This is a genomic window from Fibrella aquatilis (assembly GCF_017353255.1).
Taxonomy (GTDB): Bacteria; Bacteroidota; Bacteroidia; order Cytophagales; family Spirosomataceae; genus Fibrella; species Fibrella aquatilis.
In genome coordinates this window covers 222,779-244,042 of record NZ_JAFMYU010000003.1, presented here as the reverse complement: position 1 = coordinate 244,042, position 21,264 = coordinate 222,779, and the positions used below count along the sequence as shown (strand labels likewise).

22 protein-coding genes are annotated in these 21,264 nt (G+C 51.7%); 12 read left to right on the top strand and 10 right to left on the bottom strand.

Annotated features, from left to right (window positions below; translation table 11 throughout):
• Positions 1–2: 2 nt before the first annotated feature.
• The gene (locus tag J2I48_RS05375) at positions 3–2,471 is read left to right on the top strand and encodes a TonB-dependent receptor (RefSeq protein WP_207334378.1); all 2,469 of its coding nucleotides are present in this window, start codon (positions 3–5) and stop codon (positions 2,469–2,471) included.
• Between the two features lie 184 nt (positions 2,472–2,655).
• Entirely contained in the window at positions 2,656–3,141 is a 486-nt protein-coding gene (locus tag J2I48_RS05370; protein WP_207334377.1) for a Dps family protein, read from the top strand.
• A gap of 101 nt (positions 3,142–3,242) precedes the next feature.
• Here J2I48_RS05370 and corA read toward each other — a convergent pair whose 3' ends face one another.
• Positions 3,243–4,193, bottom strand: coding sequence for a magnesium/cobalt transporter CorA (corA, locus tag J2I48_RS05365; protein ID WP_207334376.1), 951 nt, complete (start codon positions 4,191–4,193; stop codon positions 3,243–3,245).
• Between the two features lie 63 nt (positions 4,194–4,256).
• Positions 4,257–5,462 (bottom strand): MFS transporter, encoded by a 1,206-nt coding sequence (locus J2I48_RS05360; protein ID WP_207334375.1) that lies wholly within the window; start codon positions 5,460–5,462, stop codon positions 4,257–4,259.
• Between the two features lie 226 nt (positions 5,463–5,688).
• On the opposite strand from J2I48_RS05360, the gene J2I48_RS05355 reads away from it, so the two are divergent.
• On the top strand, positions 5,689–5,949 hold the full coding sequence (locus tag J2I48_RS05355) for a hypothetical protein (protein WP_207334374.1): 261 nt from the start codon (positions 5,689–5,691) through the stop codon (positions 5,947–5,949).
• 84 nt (positions 5,950–6,033) lie between these two features.
• Positions 6,034–6,234, top strand: a complete 201-nt coding sequence (locus tag J2I48_RS05350) for a hypothetical protein (RefSeq protein WP_207334373.1) — start codon at positions 6,034–6,036, stop codon at positions 6,232–6,234.
• A gap of 73 nt (positions 6,235–6,307) precedes the next feature.
• Here the strand turns inward: J2I48_RS05350 and J2I48_RS05345 are convergent, their stop codons facing one another.
• Together J2I48_RS05345 and J2I48_RS05340 are read right to left on the bottom strand one after the other, a co-directional pair.
• On the bottom strand, positions 6,308–7,066 hold the full coding sequence (locus J2I48_RS05345) for a thiol-disulfide oxidoreductase DCC family protein (RefSeq protein WP_207334372.1): 759 nt from the start codon (positions 7,064–7,066) through the stop codon (positions 6,308–6,310).
• A 105-nt stretch (positions 7,067–7,171) separates the two neighbouring features.
• Positions 7,172–7,672: a GbsR/MarR family transcriptional regulator gene (locus J2I48_RS05340; protein ID WP_207334371.1), complete on the bottom strand. Its 501-nt coding sequence runs from the start codon at positions 7,670–7,672 to the stop codon at positions 7,172–7,174.
• A 160-nt stretch (positions 7,673–7,832) separates the two neighbouring features.
• On the opposite strand from J2I48_RS05340, the gene J2I48_RS05335 reads away from it, so the two are divergent.
• Entirely contained in the window at positions 7,833–8,459 is a 627-nt protein-coding gene (locus J2I48_RS05335; RefSeq protein WP_207334370.1) for an NUDIX hydrolase, read from the top strand.
• Between the two features lie 114 nt (positions 8,460–8,573).
• Here J2I48_RS05335 and J2I48_RS05330 read toward each other — a convergent pair whose 3' ends face one another.
• Positions 8,574–9,581, bottom strand: coding sequence for a nitrilase-related carbon-nitrogen hydrolase (locus tag J2I48_RS05330; protein WP_207334369.1), 1,008 nt, complete (start codon positions 9,579–9,581; stop codon positions 8,574–8,576).
• A 72-nt stretch (positions 9,582–9,653) separates the two neighbouring features.
• Here J2I48_RS05330 and kynU point away from each other — a divergent pair, with 72 nt between their 5' ends.
• Positions 9,654–10,928: a kynureninase gene (gene kynU, locus J2I48_RS05325; RefSeq protein ID WP_207334368.1), complete on the top strand. Its 1,275-nt coding sequence runs from the start codon at positions 9,654–9,656 to the stop codon at positions 10,926–10,928.
• Here the strand turns inward: kynU and J2I48_RS05320 are convergent.
• Positions 10,902–11,570 carry a TetR/AcrR family transcriptional regulator gene (locus tag J2I48_RS05320; RefSeq protein WP_207334367.1) on the bottom strand — a complete coding sequence of 223 codons (669 nt, stop codon included), beginning with the start codon at positions 11,568–11,570 and terminating at the stop codon, positions 10,902–10,904. The genes kynU and J2I48_RS05320 overlap by 27 nt on opposite strands.
• Before the next feature lie 206 nt (positions 11,571–11,776).
• Positions 11,777–12,727, bottom strand: a complete 951-nt coding sequence (gene queG / locus J2I48_RS05315; protein WP_207334366.1) for a tRNA epoxyqueuosine(34) reductase QueG — start codon at positions 12,725–12,727, stop codon at positions 11,777–11,779.
• A gap of 576 nt (positions 12,728–13,303) precedes the next feature.
• On the opposite strand from queG, the gene J2I48_RS05310 reads away from it, so the two are divergent.
• Complete coding sequence (locus tag J2I48_RS05310) at positions 13,304–15,274, top strand: hypothetical protein (RefSeq protein ID WP_207334365.1); 1,971 nt, start codon at positions 13,304–13,306, stop codon at positions 15,272–15,274.
• A gap of 163 nt (positions 15,275–15,437) precedes the next feature.
• Here J2I48_RS05310 and J2I48_RS05305 read toward each other — a convergent pair whose 3' ends face one another.
• The gene (locus tag J2I48_RS05305) at positions 15,438–16,436 is read right to left on the bottom strand and encodes a transglutaminase domain-containing protein (RefSeq protein ID WP_207334364.1); all 999 of its coding nucleotides are present in this window, start codon (positions 16,434–16,436) and stop codon (positions 15,438–15,440) included.
• 33 nt (positions 16,437–16,469) lie between these two features.
• On the opposite strand from J2I48_RS05305, the gene J2I48_RS05300 reads away from it, so the two are divergent.
• Together J2I48_RS05300 and J2I48_RS05295 are read left to right on the top strand one after the other, a co-directional pair.
• Entirely contained in the window at positions 16,470–16,979 is a 510-nt protein-coding gene (locus tag J2I48_RS05300; RefSeq protein WP_207334363.1) for a PPC domain-containing DNA-binding protein, read from the top strand.
• 119 nt (positions 16,980–17,098) lie between these two features.
• Positions 17,099–17,632 (top strand): hypothetical protein, encoded by a 534-nt coding sequence (locus J2I48_RS05295; protein ID WP_207334362.1) that lies wholly within the window; start codon positions 17,099–17,101, stop codon positions 17,630–17,632.
• Between the two features lie 18 nt (positions 17,633–17,650).
• Here J2I48_RS05295 and J2I48_RS05290 read toward each other — a convergent pair whose 3' ends face one another.
• Complete coding sequence (locus J2I48_RS05290) at positions 17,651–17,851, bottom strand: hypothetical protein (protein WP_207334361.1); 201 nt, start codon at positions 17,849–17,851, stop codon at positions 17,651–17,653.
• A gap of 140 nt (positions 17,852–17,991) precedes the next feature.
• Between J2I48_RS05290 and J2I48_RS05285 the strand changes: the two genes are divergently transcribed.
• The 3 genes from J2I48_RS05285 to J2I48_RS05275 are packed head-to-tail and all read left to right on the top strand — an operon-like array spanning position 17,992 to position 19,527.
• Complete coding sequence (locus J2I48_RS05285; RefSeq protein ID WP_207334360.1) at positions 17,992–18,798, top strand: SDR family oxidoreductase; 807 nt, start codon at positions 17,992–17,994, stop codon at positions 18,796–18,798.
• Between the two features lie 56 nt (positions 18,799–18,854).
• Entirely contained in the window at positions 18,855–19,046 is a 192-nt protein-coding gene (locus tag J2I48_RS05280; protein WP_207334359.1) for a hypothetical protein, read from the top strand.
• On the top strand, positions 19,012–19,527 hold the full coding sequence (locus J2I48_RS05275; RefSeq protein ID WP_207334358.1) for a DUF6169 family protein: 516 nt from the start codon (positions 19,012–19,014) through the stop codon (positions 19,525–19,527). The genes J2I48_RS05280 and J2I48_RS05275 overlap by 35 nt, the downstream gene beginning before the upstream one ends.
• 192 nt (positions 19,528–19,719) lie before the next feature.
• On the opposite strand, the gene J2I48_RS05270 is transcribed toward J2I48_RS05275, so the two are convergent.
• Positions 19,720–21,036: a thioredoxin family protein gene (locus tag J2I48_RS05270; RefSeq protein WP_207334357.1), complete on the bottom strand. Its 1,317-nt coding sequence runs from the start codon at positions 21,034–21,036 to the stop codon at positions 19,720–19,722.
• Positions 21,037–21,264 lie beyond the last annotated feature (228 nt).

Sequence of the window (21,264 nt, the reverse complement as noted above, 5' to 3'; positions counted from 1 at the left end):
GCATGAAAAAAAGTATACGTTTCTGGCCAGCGTGTTGGCTGGCTTTATGGTGGTGGTGCGTCAGCCCAGTGCTGGCCCAAAAGCAACAGACTGTGTTGACCGGGCGCGTATTGCGGGCGTCCAACGGCGACCCCCTCGTGGGCGCGTCGATACTAATAAAAGGGACCAAACGCGGCACAATCACCAACCGAGCAGGTCGTTACCGGCTTGTACTCACCGAACCCGTAACCATAGTGGCCCGCTTTGTGGGTTTTCGTGATGTAGAGGTACTACTGCTGCCAACAGGCAAACCCATTGAGCAGAACTTCGATCTGCTCAGCAATGACACCCAACTGGCTGATGTATTGGTAGCTGCCAACCGGCAGGACGAATACCTCCAGAAAGTACCCGTAGCAGCCTCGGTGGTGGGGCGGCGCGACCTCGAGCGGCGCAGCATCTACAACACCATGGAAGCCCTGAACAACACGCCGAACCTCATCACCGACTCCTGGCTGAATTCGCAGGTGTCATTTTCGATTCGGGGGCTATCGACTGTATTCGACAACGTGGGGTTCGAGTCGACCGTGGCCCTGTACATCGACGATGTGTACTTCTCACGCAGTTTTGCCTTTAACCAGACCCTGATGGACATTGACCGCGTGGAAGTGTTGCGCGGCCCACAGGGAACGCTGTTTGGCAAGAACACCATTGGCGGGGTTATTCATATCATCTCTGAAAAGCCAGATATGAACAACAACGCACAGATTGAACTGAATTATGGCAACTACAACTTCCGGCAGATCAGGGCTAAACTCAACCAACAACTCATCAAAGACAAGTTGGCCTTCCGAATGACGGGTGCCCTTAGTCTACGCGATGGCTATGTTACCGACCGTACGCCAGCCATTGAAGCGCTCAACAAAACGGCCTTTTTCGGGTTGCGCGGTTCGCTGCTCTTCACCCCCAGTGATCGGGTATCGCTGACACTACGGGGTAACTACGGGCGCGATGGCAAAGCTGAAAACACCTTTGTGTATACCAGCAAGCCCGATTATAACCCGGTGGGCGTTCGAGCAGACGAAGGCCTGACAACCAACCAGAACGCACCAGCCGAATTCACCCGCGACCAATACGGGGCCATGGGCAAGCTGGAAGTTAAACTAGGGCGAAATACGCTCACAGCTATCTCGGCACTGAACAGCTCATCAGATAGCTACTTCAGCGACAATGACATATCGTCTGCCGACGCCTCGCGCTGGGGCCGTTCTCAGGGTCTGCGTACGTTCAGTCAGGAGTTGCGTATCAACTCGCCCCGCGACCAGAAATTTGCCTACGTGGCGGGGCTGTATTACCTCAACGAACGCATCAGCGTCACCGATACCTTCACGCTCAATAAGGACTTCGTGCCCGTTGCTGCCCGGTTGCTGGGTACGCCTATTGCCAACGCCAGCAAGTTTACGAGCGAGGGATACACCTCCAACGCGGTCATCCAGTCGCAGAGTACCGCCGGGTTTGTATCTGGCACCTTTGAACTGACGCCTAAGCTACGGATGAGCGGCGGATTGCGACTCACCACCGAAACCCGTGAACTAGCCTATTATCAGCGGATACGGAATCAGTTCCTGAATGGCAAGCCCTTCAACATCATCAACCTATACGCTACCAACATAGGCTCCAAGGCCAACCCTGAAACGCGCCAAACCACCAATTTGGCCCTATCCTACGATGTGGGTCTGGACTACCGGTTTACATCGAACCTGATGGGATATGCCAAGTTTGTACGGGGCTTTAAAGGCGCAGGCTTCAACACGACCCCGATCAAAGACAGCGAAAGTGGGGGGCTGGTATTTCGGCCCGAATACGTAAACAACTACGAAATTGGGGTGAAAGCCAAACCCACCGAGCGCGTACAGATAAATGGTGCCGTCTTTTACACCGACTACAAAGACAAGCAAGAACTGCTCGACCAGGGTACGCGGGTGCGGGTAGCCAACGCTCCCCTGACGCGGGGCTACGGGGCCGAAGTTGAGTTTTCGGCCATGCTTAAGCGGTTTCGGCTCGACCTATCGGCAGGCTATCTGAACCTGAAATTCATTGACTTTCCCTTCGGTACCGACGACAATGGCAACCCCGTCAATTACGCGGGTAACCGCCTGCTGAAGGCCCCCGATTGGACGTTTTCAGTCGCCCCCGAATACAACATACCCCTGAATGACAGGTATCGAGTGTTTGTAGGTTTGAACATAAACCACACAGGCAAGGCCTATAACGACATCTCGAATTCGGAGATACTTGCCCGTGTACCAGCCAGCATCGTGAACGGACGCCTGGCCCTTGTGCCAGCCAACGGTAAATGGAGTGTTGCACTCTGGGGCAAAAACCTGACTAACAAACTGTATATCCAGCATGGGTGGGAGTATGAATTTGGCAACCAGATTGCCTGGAGCCGCCCTCGCTATTACGGCGTTGAAGTATATCTGAATTTCCGCTAACAACCACTGTCTCCAGTAACTAGTCCTCTGCTTACAGCTCACGGTCTTCCGGTGTGCTGTAAGCAGAGGACTTTTACGTTGAGCCGCAGCAAAAGACTGGCAAAACTCTTTTCGCCCCTTCCAGTTAACTAGTGGACTAACTCGGTTAACGGGTCCATTTTTTAACAACATACTCAACTCTATCATGCAACCCAACATTGGCCTTGACAAGGATGTCCTCCAACAAGACAACGATTTGCTGAACGGCTTTCTGGCCGACCTTCATGTGCTCTACATTAAAACCCGCAAGTTTCACTGGGACGTGGCGGGTCCAAGTTTCAAAGAATACCACGAATTCTTCCAGGAGCAGTATGAAGCACTGGAAGAAGAAATCGACCAGGTAGCCGAACGCATTCGGCAACTGGGTGGCCGCCCCATTGCCACGATGAAAGACTTTTTGTCGACCTCAAGCTTACAGGAAGACCATGATGGCCACATCAAAACGCAGGAAATGTTCAAACGCCTCCTGGCCGACCATGAGCAGGTGATCCGCGAACTCCGCGACGACGTAGACACCTGCGCCGACGACCTGAAGGACGCCGGTACCGCCGACTTCCTGACCGGCTTGATGGAAGCCCACGAAAAAATGGCATGGATGCTTCGCAAGTACTTAAGCGACGAGCGAGGATAGCAGGTAGTGGTAAGTGGTGAACGGTAAACGGTGAGTGGCTGACGCGTTTTTAATGTTGCGTCAGCCACTCACCGTTTACCGTTCACCACTTACCACTACGTTTAAAGCCAGTTTTTCTTCTTGAAGAAGTAGTAGGTAGCGCCAGAAGAGAGTATCATAAGGGCAATGGCGAAGGCGTAACCATAGCGCCAGTTTACTTCCGGCATATTGGGGAAGTTCATACCGTATACGCTGGCAATGAGCGTGGGCGGCAGCAGCACCAGCGAGAGTACAGTGAATATCTTGATGATGTTATTCTGCTCCAGGTTCACCAGGCCCAGAAACGTATTCTGTAAAAACTCCAGCCGTTCGAACACGAAATTCGTGTGATCTACTAATGAGTTGATGTCTTTGATGAGCGTACGCAACCGCTGCTGCTCTTCGGTAGTGAACCAACCGTCGGACCGGATCATGGCCGAAATTACGCGTTGTTTGTCCACCACATTTTCCCGAATGGACATTGTAAGCTCTTGATAGTCATTTATTTGCAGAAGCATTTGCCGCTCCAGTTTGGCATCGAGGTCCATCTGCTTATTAATCGCCTTCACCGCCGACGACAGGCCCTCGAGAATATCGGCATCGTAATCAATGCGCGATTCGAAAATGGAAATCAGGATCTGCGCCCCGTCGCTGAAGACCGTCCGTTTCGATTTAATCTTCTTCACCATATCGGCAAACGAGCGCAGATCGGCGTTGCGGTAAGTGAACAGCACGTCGTCTTTGAGCAGGAAGTTAACCGGCACCGTGCGGTACTGCTGCTGCCGGTCGGGCACCATAAAATTGGAGTTGGCTACCAGAATTTCATCTTCCTCAATAAAGCGTGAGCTACTTTCAATCTCGGCCTGCTCCTGCTGCGTCTGAAAGCTGATGTCGAATTTTTCCTCTACGCTCCGGATCTCGTCGGGCGTGGGATTCTGTAGATCCACCCATAGCGTGCGTTCAGTATCCTGAAACGAGTCGATATCGCGAATTTTTCGTACTGACGTCTCGTCCTGCTGAAATATGCGAATCATGAATGGGGACGTTGGATGTTGGATTATAGATGTTGAACTTTTTCGGCGAGGTAGATCCAGTGTCTAAGGTCCAACGTCCAACGTTTTTCTGGTTTGCACCCAAAACAAGAACAAGACGCCCACAGCCGACAGGGCCGCCGACAGGCCGAAGGTAGCTTGTAGGGCACTATTCGGCATGTGCGTGTAGAACCAGCCGGCCGCCAGGGCACCAATGCCAATGCCTGCTTCGAGCGCAATGTAGGTGGTTGCCACGGCCTGCCCCCGCGTGGCTTCGTCGCTGAGGTCGACCGTCCAGGCCTGTACCGTGGGCGAGTTCATACCCCAGGCAATACCATAAAGCATGGCTGAGGCATAAAACAGCGCAATGGTTGTGGTCATAGACAGCATCACCAGCGACACCACCAAGATCACGTTGGCCCCAATCAACACCGGCACGCGCCCATGCCGATCTGACGATTTTGAGAAGAAAAGCCGTACCAGCAGCGAGGCCAGCGTATAGACGGCAAAGAACCAACCTTTGTTGGCCACCCCCACCGACTGACTCAGCGCCGGAGCCAGTGTGATAACAGCACCAGAAGCAAATGAAGCCAGTAGCTGCACCAAAAACGGCCACCGCACCCCCCAATCAAACCATTCGTCTTTTTGAAGGCGAAGCAGACCAAATCGAAACGGTTGCCGGTGTGCCAGCGTTTCGGGAAGGCGCATAAGAATACCAATAGACAGCAACGCAAACACCGACGACGTATAGAACATGGTGTTCATAGAAGCGTTGTTGACCAGAAACGAGCCAATGACCGGTCCCAGCGACATGCCCGTGGCCGTAAACAGACCCAGCGCGCCCATAGCTTCGCCCCGTCGGTCGGACGCTACCACGTCGGCAACATAGGCTGAGGTAGCCGTGGGTTTGGTGCCGGTAGAAAAACCGTGGACGAGGCGTAGGGTCAGAAAGCCTGCCACGGTGATCAGAAATGGGTAGAGTAGTCCACAAAAGAAACAAACAACGGAGCCAAAGGCCATTACCGGTACACGGCCCACGGTGTCGGTTACTTTGCCGCTGAAGGGTCTCGATAGCCCCGCCGTGAGGGTAAACAGGGCAATAACCCAACCCAGATACTCGCGCCCGCCCAGACTGGTGAGGTAGTCGGGCAGTTCGGGAATCATCATCGAAAAACTGGCCGAAAACAGGAAATTACTGATACACAACAACCAGAATGGCAGCGTGTAGAGGCTGGGGCGAGGCGAACTGACAGTGGGCTGGTGCGCGATCAAAAGAGAGCAACGTTGGCGAGACCCAAAGATAAGCCCCCCCGCCCGGATACGCCCGCCGTTACCTCAAAAGGATCATTGCCAGTTTAGGGCAAAATGCCGAATGCAGCTTCTGGCGACCTATTTAAATGCTATTAAAGTTGGCAGTCAGCCGCGCATCATGGTCATTTTTTAGGGTCCGCCTGCGTTCTAACGATGATAGTAGCCGGACAGAAACACAACCTAACCAATGAAGACGCTCACCCGCCACTTGCTATATTCAGCCGCCTTTCTGGCCGCCCTGCTTTTTGTTGCCGGTCTAACGCTTTTCCGCGAAGCACCCGTAGCCGAAGTAATCTTGGGCGTACTGACTATCATCGCCACCATCGTAGGTGTGGGCTGGATATCGTATCGACTCAACCGTTCGGCCAAGCCAACTGCACCTACAGACTCACTATATCAGTCCGCAAAAACCGTTGTAAGCAAGTCAGAACTGGTCGGTCAGGATTGAATTAGGCGCGTTAGCTCGAAAAAAGCAACAACCTGACTGGCAGCGTGTTTGATCTGAGATTCATTACTAAAATCACTCAACACCATGAAAACGCCAGCACAACGCTACGTTCTTTTTTCGCTCATGTTCTTCCTGTTGCTCTCGATGAGCAGCTGCGCCGCCATCGGCGACATCTTCAAAGCCGGTGCCTGGACAGGTGCCATGTTTGTGATCGTGGGTATCGCTCTGGTCATCTGGCTTGTTTCCAAGCTCTTCGGCGGCGGCAGCAGTAACACCAACACGTAGGCTTTCAGGTACTTACAAAAAAAGCGCAACAATCCTTGCTGCGCTTTTTTTGTAGGTACCTGATTACACTGAATTAATGATTCAGGCAGGTAAAAATTATGAACGGAATAAGAACATAATCAGGCAGTTGCATCACGCGCTGGCGAACGGCTAATTGCCAGATCATAACCGCATTGCCAAGTAGTAGCAGCATGGGCAAGTCAAGCAATACGCCTGCGGCTTTGAAGACACCGCCCGCCAGAATGCTCACGCCGAGGTGGCCAACGTAATCGAGCACATTGGCGGTGAGGCGGTTGCCTGAATGGCGCCTGATATAGACTAGAGCCAGCCCTAACTGCCCAGCCAACGCAGCAACAGCCAGCGGCGCCATGTGGCCAACGGCCCCCAGATGCCCCATGGCGAGGGCGGCGTAGAGCAACACCAAGAACACCATGCGGTAGCCCACGTGCAGGTCGGGGTCGAGATCCATCACATGCCAGCGTTCGGGGGCTACGGGAAACATCACGCGGCGGTTATACGAAATAAAGGCGTAGAACTGTCTGCCAATCTCGAACAGGGCCGTATCACGCACAAAGCATACGAACCGGGGCCACGCCGTGCCCAACACCGTCAGGACGGCATCCACGCCGTAGTGTGTTTCGCCCGTTTCCAGGTCTAGCAGGGGTATTTCGTGCCGCCGACGCACCGGGTCCAGTTGGTCGATCACGCGTTGATCCGTCACGGCACTGCTAGACACGCGCATGGCGGCAGGGAGCGCACCGGTCATCACCAGCCCTTTGGTATAGGCCCGGCAAAGTGGACAGTCGGCATCGTAAATCAAGACCTTATTCATGGCTTACGTTGATGTTTGTTTGTATTTTTCAGAAATAATTGAAAGTTTCTTCACTTAAGAGAGCTACCCGTTTGTGGCCTGTGCTACACCTGCCTACCCCGACAGCTAGGCAAAGACACTGAAGAATTGGTTCACCAGCCAGTTTTCTTCGGCTTTCAGCACCGCGCTTGCCGTAGTATCAGCGAAGTTGGCTACCCGGCTGATGTTGCCAATTACTTTGGCAAATTCGGCGGCTTCCAGCGAATCCGTTTTAACCGTTTTCAGTTCGTCTAAAACAGTCAGCACTGGTGCTATCTCACGACGGCGCCGTTCCTTCACAACCTGCCTGGCTACCTTCCAGATGTCTTTTTCGGCGTAAAAAAACTCGCGGCGCTCCCCTGTTTTCAGTTGCTTAAATACCAGTCCCCAATCCATCAAATCGCGCAGGTTCATGTTGGCATTGCCCCGTGAAATCTGAAGCCCGGCCATGATGCCATCAGTGTCCATCGACTCGGGCGATATCATCAGCAGGGCATGAATCTGCGCCATCGTCCGGTTGATGCCCCACTGCGTGGCCAGTGTGCCCCAGGTTTGAATAAACTTGTCTCTTGCGTCTGCGAATTCCATGGCTCAAATGTATCAGTAGTTTTCTAATTTTCAATTATTTCTGAAAATATATTTTCGAAAGCAGTCGCTCTATTCGGTTGGCTTGTTATTCTTGTTAGTGTTTTGACGAAAATGCGGGCAGTAGCCTTAGTGGTTCGGTAGTAATTCTTACATTTGACCAATGCTACCCAAGCCGTTTTCCGACCTGACCAACCACCTGAGGCACCGTTTACAGCAACCCCTGCCGGGCGAGGCGGCGCATCAGACAATGGCATCAACGGCACGGACTAAACTGGGCATTCGCCCCAATGAGCGCACCCGGCGCAGTGCCGTGCTCATTCTTTTCTACCCCTACCAGGATTCGATCTACCTGCCCCTGATTCTACGGCCTCAGTACGACGGTGTTCATGCCGGACAAATGGCGTTTCCTGGTGGGCGAATGGAGCGCACCGACCGCGACCTGACCCAGACGGCTCTCCGAGAAGCGCAGGAAGAAATCGGCATTCGTGTGCAGGATGTAACGGTGCTGGGGCAACTATCTGAGCTGTTTATTCCCCCCAGCAATTTCTTCGTGCAGCCGGTAGTAGGTATGCTGCCGGGCCGACCCGATTTTTACCCCGACCCCCGCGAAGTCGACGCTGTTGTAGAAGTCAATCTCGATACCCTGCTCGATGACACCATTGTAGGCGACAGCCAGATTGAGGTGCGCGGCATCACTGTCGACGCTCCCTATTACGCCATCGACGGCCACCGCGTCTGGGGCGCTACCGCCATGATGATCGCCGAGTTGTTGATGGTGATGAAATAGTCATTAGTCATTCAGTAGTCATTCGCTTCGCTGTCAGTCGATGGTCATTCGTTGTAAAGGCAATAAATGACCATTGACTGACAGCGAAGCGAATGACTACTGAATGACTAATGACTATTTTTCAAATAGCCTCCTGATTACGTCTTGTTGGTTTCTGGCGAAGATGGCGCGGTCGGGCGATTCGGCCAACAGGGTGTTGGGAGGGTAGTAGCTATACTGGGCGTAGCTCTCGGCATAGAGTTCAAAGCGCTGACGCGAGAGCAGGTTAGCCGGGCCGGGTCGTTGGCGGTACTGGCGTAAAGCAGCCAGATCGATGTCGGCATTGGCAACCATACTTTCGCCATAACCGGCCTCGGCAAGTACCAGACCCCGATAATCCACAATTTTAGATCCCGCGTCGATAGTACCAAGTGGCAGCGCTGTGCCCGACACCCCCGCCGAATTGGCCGACACCAGGTATCCCATGTTTTCAATGGCCCGCGCCAGCTTGCCCACGTTTTTCTGAGTCATCAGCGGCGAACCAATTTCGGACGATGAGTGCAGAAAAATTTCGGCACCACGCATGGCCAGGCAGCGCGCCACTTCAGGAAAGAGTATCTCTTCAGAAGCAATACAGGCCAGGTTGCCAATGTTGGTTTTCACCACCGGAAAAATGGCTTCGTAGCCGTAGGCCTCCAGGTAATAGGCCCAAACATCGTGGGGAGTGGGTGTGTTAAGGGCATTCAGCCGCCGATAGCGCAAGATCACGTCGCCACCGGGGCCAATGATGAAACTAGTCTGGAAATACAGTTCGGTCAGGTGCGGGTCTAGCTCGAAGGCGTTGCCGGAGAAATAAATTTTATGCTTCTGCGCCATGGCACCCAGTGCCTCATAAATGCGCCCGTCGATCTCGATAGCCGCTTTTTCACGCCATTCGATCAAGCTCTCTCCTACCGGAAAACCCGTCAGAAAATATTCGGGAACCACCACCAGTAGTGTGTCGCGCCCGGCGTAGGCGATGGAGGCTTCTATTTGTTTGTCAATCCGGTCGATGGTGGCCAGCATCATGGCTTCGGCTTCATCGCGGTTGGTGGCAGCATTAACGGTTTGGCAGGTTAATTGGAGGGCAAGCGCTTTATACATCTTAGTTACGGGTGAGATTATACGACGCCCAAATTACACAGTCCTCCGTAAATTCTGCGCTAACTTTCGCCCATGAACTTCATCAACGAACTTGACTTTGCCCGTCAGCTTGACCAAAAAGACCCGCTCCGCTCCTTTCGAGACCGTTTTTATATACCTCAGCGCAATGGGCAGCCGCTCCGTTACTTCTGCGGAAACTCGCTGGGACTACAGCCCAAAGCAGTCCGGGCTGCCCTAGACCATGAGTTGTCTGTCTGGCAAAATCTGGCTGTCGAAGGTTGGTTTGATGAGGATGAAGTAGTGCGCAACAAACCCTGGCTCACGATCCACGAGCGCAGCAAACCCGCCCTGGCGCATATTGTGGGTGCCTTGGAAACAGAGGTCTGCGCCATGAACAACCTGACCGTCAACATGCACCTGTTGTTGACGTCGTTCTACCGCCCGGTCGGCAAGCGTACCAGGATCCTGACCATCGGCGGCGATTTCCCCTCAGATATGTATGCCTTTGAAACACACATCCGCGCCCGTAGCCTCAACCCCGACGACGTGCTGATTGAGGTATATCCTCGGCCCGGCCACGAAACCTGGCAGATGGCAGATCTGCTTCGGTCCATAGCACAACACGCTGATTCACTGGCACTTGTTCTTTTCAGCGGTGTGCATTATTATACCGGCCAGGTGTTCGACATGGCGGCTGTTGCTCAGGCAGCGCACGATGCGGGGGCGCTGGTAGGGTTCGATCTGGCTCATGGTGTGGGCAACGTAGTGCTGCAACTGCACCACTGGCAGGTTGATTTTGCCTATTGGTGTTCCTATAAATACCTTAATGCCGGACCGGGGGGCGTGTCGGGTATTTTTGTCCACGAACGGCATCATGCCAGTGCAGCTATGCTGCCCCGGCTGGCAGGCTGGTGGGGATATGACCAGTCACAGCGGTTTGCCATGACCAAAGGCTTCGTGCCTATGCCCGGCGCAGATGGCTGGCAGGTGAGCACCCCCACCGTGTTGGCCATGGCCGTTCACGATACGGCAGTGCAGATCACGGCCGAAGCGGGTATGCCTGCCCTGCGCCAAAAAAGTGAATTATTGACTGGCTATCTCTATTTTTTACTCGGCGATATTATTCGCATCATCACACCCGAGGACCCAAACCTGCGTGGTTGTCAACTCTCGCTACTCATTCCCGAGCAGGGCAAAACCATATTTGACCAGCTCACGCAGGCTGGCATCATAGGCGACTGGCGCGAACCCGACTGCGTACGACTAGCCCCCGCACCCCTCTATACGTCGTTTGAGGATGTCTGGGAAGTAGGCAATACGCTACGAAGACTCCTGGCCAGAAGTTGATAAGGGAGGTATGGGCAGGGTGTTACCAATGCGCGCTTTGTTTACCTCGGCCAGCGCCTGGTAAATGCGCTGAAGTGCACTCTCAATATTGGCCCATCCTTCTTCAGTGCTCAGGTCAACACCAAACACGGTACGCTTATCCTGTGCCATGAACGTGAGTAGCGTCATGCCACTCACAATGATAGCCGAGAAAGCCCGGCCATTCTCGCTCTGGATTAACTCACTCAATTCATCGATCATGGCAAGAAACTGAGTCGATTTCTGGTCTGCAAACGGGCTTACAACACCTGGTTGATAGGCCATCAGGTCGTTTTTCAAAAAGCTTTGGGCCTGTGGATTGTTTCGTAGCTGCCTGAATTCTGTTATTACGTACTCGCAACAGGCCTGAAAAAACTCATCAAGCGGGGCACCTTTGAGACGCTCTATATCAATAGGGGGGGTATCTATTACAGGTTTATACTTTTTGTAATAAGCGTTAAGCAGCCCTTCTATGCCACCAAAATACCTGTATATCAGTATTTTATTTACTTTAGCGTGTTGTGCTACCCGGTTTATTTTAATCTGGCTTATGCCTTCTTCTGTTAGTAATTCGTGAATAGCATCAATCAACCTGTTTTCGGTTTGTAAACGGTCTCGAGTCATCTATGTAGTGTGGATTACCAAAGATGTTGGGTATGGATATACACGAACTGTTTCTTACAACGTTTTGTTTGCTGTCCTATTGTTTATCAATGCACAAGATTAGTGAATTCTGAATATACACTTCTCATAGACTTACTCTAGTGAGCAGCGTTCTGTAACCATTTGAATCAATACCTTATATCTTGACTACTCTACGACTTTTCCCCCTACTCACCTTTCACGAAGCTTATATTTCTCTTTAACCCTTCCAGTTTGGTACGTTTCACTGGCGAACGCCGAAACACCTTATTGAATAGGTCTTCAGTAATCTCTTCCCAATCGATAGCGCTAAATTGTGCCAGTTCGGGTGAGAGCGAAAAATCAGGTGTATGATGAGGTTTGGCAAACCGATTCCAGGGGCAAACATCCTGGCAGATATCACAGCCAAAAATCCAGTTCTCAAATTTGCCCTTCACTTCCTGCGGAATCGCTTCTTTCAATTCGATGGTGAAGTAGGAAATGCAGCGACTACCATCAACTACGTATGGAGCTACAATAGCCTCGGTTGGACAAGCGTCGATGCACCGTGTACAAGTTCCGCAGTGGTCGGTGGTAGGACCATCGGGGGTCAGTTCGAGGTCAAGAATCAGTTCACCGATAAAGAAAAAGCTGCCCATCTGCCGGTTTAGGAGATTACTATGCTTACCTACCCAGCCTACTCCCGCTTTTGCTGCCCACACTTTGTCCATCACCGGGGCCGAATCGACAAACGCCCGCCCGCCTACCTCACCAATTTCTGTGTGGATGTAGGCAAGCAGTGCTTTTAATTTATCTTTCAATACAAAATGATAATCAGTTCCATAGGCATACTTCGATAGTTTATAAGTAACTTCTCCTTCAGGTAGCCGATTTTCTGCTTCATGCCCCGGAAAATAATTTAATAATACAGACACCACAGATTTGGCACCATCGACCAATAGGCGGGGGTCCAGCCGTTTATCGAAGTGATTGGCCATGTAGCCCATTTGCCCGTGCATATGTTGTGTCAGCCAGTTCTCGAGACGGGGCGCTTCAGTTTCCAGAAAGTCGGCTTTGGCAATACCACAAAAATCAAAGCCTAATTCAAGCGCTTTAGCTTTGATTTTCTGGGCGTTAACAAACGAAGCAGTGGTTGACATACAACAAGAACAACGGGGGTTGGGTATCAGGTTCGTTTGACAGAACAACCCTTACCTGTGCCATGTTATCGTGTCAGCCACAAGCAGTCTGCCAAACACAAACAACTCATAGTCAGACATATACTAACCAGCGAACAGCTAATTCGTTCTGATAAGCTAACAAATTGAGGACTGTCAGTGTAAAATAGCTTGCAGCATGAAGGCAGGGCAATCAGCACCTTTGGCGTGACTTTTGTTAAGCAACGGCTTCTTCAATCTTGACTACCAGGAAAATAGCCGGTTTAATGTAACACATTTGCCGCCTGCTTTTCTGACCATAAAAGCGATTTTGTCCAGAAGTATGGATTAAAAAACGTTTCTGTACAATTCTGAGCTACTTTTGCCCGCGTTGACTGCTTCATTTTTTAGTGTTCAGCAAGACAGTGTTACCAAGCCGATAACCAGCCCTTTATGGCAGTGGGGACTGGTTAGAAGCGACTTAATACCTGGACCGTTGCCTAAATTCTTTATAGGAGCGTCTCTTGATTTAAGTTAGTGAAGTTGTATTTTGCCAACGAATCAAAAATAACTGTACGTATGCACAGACTTATCCGACTCATGGCGGGCCTCACGTTCCTCTATGCGGGTACGACGGCCACCCATGCACAGCAGGGCGACACGTTACGCCGAAACCAGGCGCCGGATCGCTATGCCCCCCGTGAACGCATTTTCAACCTTGGTAAAGGAAACTTTGGCGACACTGTTCAACGGGCCAGTTTCAAGAGCCAATACCCCAACGTCACCGAGTTGGAAGACTGCGACACTACGTTGCAGACATTCGCCTTGGCACGGCGAATTTCACCCTGGCGGCTGGGTTTCTACGCTGGCCCAGCGTTTGCCTATTGCGGTTCATGGGCCAATACTTTTGGGCCAACCAAACGCGACAATTCGCTCTATAATGGTACGGGTATCAACACCACCTTCAGTGCCGACTACTTCTTTACCAAGCCAGAGAAGAAGTTTAAACTAGGTCTGAGTGCCGCGCTGGGCTATCAGAATTTTTACACCCGCGACGACTGGAAAACCGACTTTCTGGCTATTGCCAACACACGCGGTATTTCAAGCGACCGGGTGACACTCAGAAACAAGCCCCAAGAAGATTTCTTCCTAACGGTGGGTCCAATTTTGTCGTGGGAAATTGGTCGCCGGAAAAACCCGTTCCGTACGGCAACGTTTATTGAAGCAGCTGCCCGTGGCGGTCTCTACCGGACCGAGTCGGCGTTTAACGGTGCCTCAGTACCGAGTGCGGGTACCAGCGCTGAACAGATTGTTCGGATTGTGGAACCCAGCAACCGCCTGTTGCACTTCGGCGCTAACGCATCGGTGGGGGTTTTCTTCCCTATTGGTAACAGTTGGCTGCTAGGTCCTCAAGTACAGGGCTATTACACAGACCTAAACTATCTGATTATCGACGGTGGCCAGACTAACCTGCCCAACAACCTGTTCGAGTTTACTCGCAAGCATGGTGGTTTCTCGGCTGGTCTGGGGGTGCGCAGAACCTTCATCCAGAAGCGCCTGATCCCGAAAGCGCCAACGTTCTGCCCCACCTGCGATTCGATTCCCAAGTTGGCAGTTAGCTTCCGGAATACACCCCTCAACGGTCTTACTCTGGCATCTGATAGTATTCCAGACAACGTGTCGGCACCAACTATTAGCTGGCGCTCAACGACGATCAACCCCAAGAACGAAACGTTTACGGCTCGTTTGTACTTCCGCCCTGACAGTGTTGGTACGCAGCAGGCGGGAGATCAGATCATTGCGCAGGTGGTCGATACGAAGGACACCACGCTGGCGTTCCCCACGCAGTATTTGCAGAATGGCAAGCCAACGCGCGGTTTCTACTATATAACGGTGCATAACCACCAAACAGCCAAGTGCGGTGATTGCATGAGCGAAGTAGCTACGACGAGTTTCGCCGTATTGGGTAGCCTGAAAACAGGTACGCCTCCGCCAAATCCTCCCTGCGAATTCCGTCATCGCCTAGAGCGCCTGGAGGTATACTACCGCAACCCATACACGCGTGAGATAGCTAATATCTGCTATTGCAACGGTCAGGTTACGTCGGTAGGCGATACTACCACCCGTCTGCGCTACCGTACGCTGAATCGTCGCCTGGCTACCCAGCCATTCGAGTTCGACACGACAGCACTGATCCTGAACATTCGTGAGCTGCCAGGCGATCTGGCCCGCACACTGCAACAGGAGAAGTCGCAGATCGAAAGTGGCAAAGCCATCCGGTTCAAAGGCCGTCGCGTTCGTCCGCAGGTACAGTACTTCCGTGCTGTGTTCAGCGTAACGCAACTACCCTGCAATGGTCAGCCAGAGCGTAGCGTAGGTAGCTTCAATACCGTGATCAGCGATAACACGTACTCGATCACCGACCTGAAGCCGCTGAACGCCGAGCAGTATCAGAAGATGGTTACGCCGCCAGCCCCACGGAAATCGCGCCGGGGTGGTAACAGCGGTCGCCGCGACATGAGCTTCGGCATCGACGAAGTGAATAAGTAAGCGGCTGTTACAAACGAAAAAGGCCCAGATCTCACGATCTGGGCCTTTTTCGTTTGTAACAGAACGGTAAATGGTAAACGATGAGTGGTGAGTTTGCTTCCGCCAGCGTATCTACTCTAGCGGAAGCAAACTCACCACTCATCGTTTACCACTCACCACTTTTTTACTGCACCGTAAATGAAGCAATAGCAGCGTACTGTTTGTAGGATTCGCGGGAGTTGGCTTTGGGCTTAGCAAACACATATAACGTTTGTGGTCCCCTGGCAGGCAGCTTTACCTGCAACTGATACTGATCGTCGCGGCGGGTAATTCTGATGGGCACCGCTGACGAAGAACCCGAACCACGTGGGCCAGCCGAACACCAAAACTCAACGTTTTCCTCGTTGGTCAGATTCAACGTGACACCGTCATAAGCGCGGAGCAACCCCTGTTTAGGAAAATAAGGAGTGAAACCTAAGGTGAAGTAGGCATCGTAATACTTCGGAAACCGGTCAAAATCGGGTTTGCTCACGGGTCGGTCCAGCAGTTGCCAGCGGCTTTGGAGCGGCAGGTGTTGCGCAATAAACGCCTGCGGATCGGTCATGAAATAGAAATCGTTTGGCCTTCCCTTCTGCGCGGTCGTACAGGCCCACGTAAGGTCGAAGAGATACCAGTCACCATCCAAACGCACAGCATTCCACTCGTGGTCAATGCCCCCCGTAGGCAGGCCCGCCTGCGAATCGGCATAGCGAGAAAAGCCTTTTACGGTGATGGCCTCTACCCCCGCCCGGGTCAGCAACTGCTTGAACAACAGCGCAAAACCAGTGCATACCGTACGGCGGCTTTGCAACGCCCGGTTGGCATAGGCTATCTCCGACGCGTAGGACGCACCCGTGTAGGTACTCATGTCGTAGCGCACGTGCGACGTGATCCAGGCGTAGATCGAGCGGGCTTTGGCCAGGTCGGTGCGGGCAGGCGAGGTTAGGTACTCACTAAGGCTTTGCAGACTTTTTGCATAAGCTTCCGGCGCGTTTCGGGCATAGGTGTCTATGACGTCAAAACGCGTTGGGTTGGCTGCCACTGCGGCAACCGTCGTTATGGTTTCGCCCGATTGGGGCGTTAGGGCGGTGCTTCCCGTAAGCAGGAAAGCGGCAAGAATGGCTGGGAGGGTGTATTTTCGCATACCTCGGTTCAATCACACATCACATTAACCGCTATGCCCGCTATTTTATTGTTTACGCTCTATCTGCTCGTCGCCACTATGGAAACCACCACCGCCCAGCCCACCGTTTCGGCCCAACCGTCGGCCATGACTACCCTGTCTTTTCGCCTGAAACCGGGGCAGGATCTAAAGTTGGCGTTGGATGAACTGGTTCAAAATCAGCACATTGCGGCCGGTACGCTGCTTACCTGTGTGGGTAGCTTAACCGATGTGTCGCTGCGGCTGGCTAACCAGGATGGGCCAACGCACTACCAGGGTCACTTCGAGATTGTCTCGCTGGTGGGCACACTTGCCGCTAGCGGTAGTCATGTTCATCTATCGGTCTCCGACTCTACCGGGCGCACCCTCGGTGGCCACCTGATGGTTGGTTGCAAGGTCTACACCACCGCCGAGATTGTAGTGGGAATACTGCCGGACGTTGTTTTCAGCCGCGAACCCGACCCCACGTTTGGGTACCGGGAACTGGTGGTGCGGAAGAAGAAAAGTAAGCCCAACAGGGATTAGTGCGCTGGCTATGTACCTTCTGATAAACAGCCGCGATGTAACAGCCACAGTCGCTGCCAGCGATTTATCTTTACACGGAAACGTTTGTCTGTTCGTTTTATTGAAAAGAGCAAATTACCATGCGTCAGCTCGTTATACTCCTGTTTGTTGGGTTTTTAGTGACTTGCCGCAGTAAGGACACGGTTCAACCAACCCCTACGCCCGGCAACACGGTTACCATCTCTACCGACCCGACAAATTGGCCAGCGATTAAACTCAACACGGCCTACACCATCAAGTTTCCGAGCGGCTACGAAGGCGAAGGCGCCGTTGGGTTCGAGGGGTTGAGCTTTGGAAAAAACCGCATAGACAAACGGGCTGCTTTCAGCTATAGCTTCTGCGGCCCGCTTACCTGCAATGAATATGGCAACCCACTTTTTGGGGGCGCATCCACGTCAGTAACCTACAACGGCCAAACCCTCGACAAATCGATTACACTGATGCAGGGAAGCCAGACCCTCGGGATTTTCTATTACTCCGTAGCCCCCAAATCGCTGGGCCTGCTCTACTTATCGGAAAAAGGGCAGTTGAAAGAGTCATTGAATGTAGCGTTCGATGTAGAGGTGCAGGCTGAAGTGCTTGCCATCATTAAAACGGTTCGGCCAACGCTGTAGGCAGCCCGTACACCCGCCCTACGCCTTATCTTCTTCCGACTCTTTATCTCGGTTGCGAAGATTGCTTCTGCCGAGGTAATCCGTTTCCTGCATGCCGTCTGACTTGTCTTTTACCTCATCGGCATCTACGTCGGTGTCTTCGTTTACTTCTTTCAGGAAAGTGCCGGGTTTAGGGTCTTCGTCGCTGGGCGACTGTCCTGATTCGGGGCGTTCAATCATGGTTTTAGTTGGTTCGTTTGGAATTGAACCCGCCCCCCGCCCGAAAGTTTAAGAAGCTATTAAATCGGTAGCGCCGATTAACCAAACAGTGCCTTTGGTAGTAATTAGGAGAGCAAACCACACAACGTCAACCGCAACTTATGGCAGACAAAAAACTTTCGGGACAAACCGCCCTAATTACAGGAGCCAACTCAGGCATTGGGGCCGGGGTGGCCAAATCACTTGGTCAGGCCGGGGCCAACGTGATCATCAATTACGTCTCGAAGCCCGAAGATGCCGAGGCCATCGTGGCCGAAATTAAAGGCTACGGCGTTGACGCCCTGGCCCTGATGGCCGACGTATCTAAAGAAGATCAGGTGCAGGCCATGTTCAGACAGGCCATTGACCACTTCGGCACGATTGATATACTAGTAAACAACGCGGGCCTGCAACGCGACGCCAAGTTCGACGAGATGACCCTGGCGCAGTGGCAACTGGTGATCGACGTGAACCTGACGGGGCAATTTTTGTGCGCCCGCGAAGCTATCCGCGAGTTTTTGCGCCGTGGCCCCCGCCCGGAGGTATCGAAGGCGACGGGCAAAATTATCTGCATGAGTTCGGTGCATGAGTTGATTCCCTGGGCGGGCCACGCCAACTACGCATCCACCAAGGGGGCGATTAAGATGCTAATGCAGTCGATGGCGCAGGAATACGGTGACCGCAAAATCCGGGTCAACAGCATTTGCCCCGGTGCTATTCAGACACCTATCAACACCGCCGCCTGGAGCACCCCGCAGGCCTATAATTCACTGATGACGCTGGTGCCCTACAACCGCATTGGCCAACCCGAAGATATCGGCAACCTCGCCGTCTTCCTCGCCTCTGACGATGCCGACTACATCACCGGCGCCAGCATCTTCATCGACGGCGGCATGACCGTCTTCGAAGGCTTCGCCACGGGAGGGTGAGGCACTAAAACGGCCCATTTTTTGTAGGTTTGGGAGAACACAAACCAGACAAAGCGATGACACCTACCGAAAAAGAAATGCCGGTTAGTGAACGTGGTCTCACTTTTCTGCGCACGATGTTGGCTAATAAGCGCGCTGAGCAAAAGAAAATGGTCGAGGAGTTCAAAAATGACCCTGCTAAACAGGCCATTGTCGCCGAACTCCGCCGGAAAAATGCAGCTAAAAGACAAGCGGCTAGTGAGCTATGAAATCGATTCGTCCGGCAATGAATCGAATTTGTTTTACTTCACAACCGATCAGGACATAGCCTACGAAGTGCGGTTCAAGCCAAGTGGCTATCTGTTTCCAGATGAACCACTGCTTGAGCCGCACGTTTATGAAATGGTGATTGCGCTCATTAGTAATCCCGGCGGAAAACCTCCTGCAATAGACCCACGAATTCCACCAACGATAGCTGCCGTTTTCGAGCAGTTCATGCGTGTTCACGAGCGCGTAGTGGTTTATATCTGCGAATCGTCGGACAGTCGGGGAGCTGCGCGACAACGAAAATTTAGTGGTTGGTTTGAGCAGTATGGTCAACTCAACTTTGTGAAAATAGACAGTCGTTTAGCCGATACTGACGGGTCCGTTTTCCTTACCTCGCTCATTCTACGGGCCAGCAACCCTAACCTGGGCAATACAATTCTGGCCTTTCAGCGGCTTATTGGTGCTTACAGTGAGGGAAAGTAATCCCCATCTGCGTGCCTCGACCCTCCAATAGTTCGCCAGATTGATATAAACTACATCACCGGGGCCCGGTACCAGCACCTTCATCGATGGCGGCATGACCGTCTTCGAAGGCTTCGCCACGGGAGGGTGAGGCACTAAAATTGCCTTTTTTGACTGAATACCTTTCTGCTTAAGGTTGGTTAAAATCGAACATCAAAGTTGCCCCAGAACCATTTTATTATATTCAGCTTCGTACCGCTTACTATCTTCATTAGCCTGACGAGCTACATCAATGGCCTTTTTCTGCTGCTTCACCGCTTCTTCTTTCTGATCAAGCTTGTAAAGTAAATGAGCATACGTATCAAAATGAGCAGCTTCGGGTAGTAACTCTGTTGACTTTCGACTCCATTGAAGCGCCTTCTTCAATTGATATACCGAACCATTTTTTTCATAAATAACAAAAGCATTATCATTCAGATTAATCGCCATTGTTTCCTTATCGCCGCGCATCCATTTCCTGATAAACTCCGCTTCATCGGCAGCAGTACGTTTTTCTTTCTGAAACAGTCTGTGATAAGCTTTTTGTGCAACGTTAATCAGACTATCATCTTTCGACCCGGCCCATTTATCCATATAGTAGTTCATCCAGTGTATGTACAAAGAATCTTGATCTGTTTCTTTATAATAATTGAGCCGCAGACGTAGAAGCGTTACGTCTGGCGACATGTTTGTTGAATCGCTTAACTCAACATCTTCTATTCTTTTGAACATAGTATTGTCTTTATTTCGTATTGCCTGGCTGAGGCAGTTTTTGATTGCTTTGTTATAGCTCCGATCTGCCTTTATGACCGTAGCAAACGGCAATTTTCGAGTATGGCGTTGCTCCAATACATGAAAATAAGGATTATTGCAATCAGCCACGTAGGACAAGACAAACTGAAAATTATCGGGCGTATACAAGGAATCGGCAGGCTGTTTGGCAAGGTATTTCCCTAGCTGATCGCTTAGTTTAACGTCCAAGTTAGCATCGATCATTTTTTGCAAGTACCGTTTCATGAATGCATCACCTCGTTCGCCTTTTTCATAAAGCTGTTCATAATAGGAAACAGGTTTATTTTCACTAAATAATCCGACTACTTTCCTTGATAAATCGATAAACGATTTTGCATCTAAGCTACCTACCTGCGTATAGAGCGGCACCTGATAGTCATCCAGATATAAAAGCGTTGGATAGGCCTCTACATTGAAATTTTGTTTCAATAATAACCCGAATGAACTACCTGCGTCAATTCTGGCACTGACGAATTGCTGAGTTACTACTTGCTGAACATCAGGGCGGCTAAAAACTAGCTTGTCCATTTGTTTACAAGGCGCACACCACGTTGTGTAGAAGTCTAAGAAAATGGGTTTGTGTTGTTCGCGGGCAGTTGCTACCACTTTATCAAAATCAGCAGCTGACTTTATACTTTGTTGAGCTACCGCTTGACCAATGCAAAGCAAAAGCAATAGGTGAAGGACAGAAGTTTTCATGACAAGTTAACCTGAGACGGATTTATACTGTACAGTCAACGGAAAGTAACTCAATTTATATTGTAGCTGCCATATGAGTTACTGCATTAGTTACTTAGCGGCCTGCATTGTTCTCCCAGTATCATGTAAACACCGGCAGTAAACAAACTTCGTTGCATAGGCCCAGTTCACAGACGTGGTTTTGTCTATCCACGTACAACAAATGGGGTTCTGAATCCGTACTTGGTT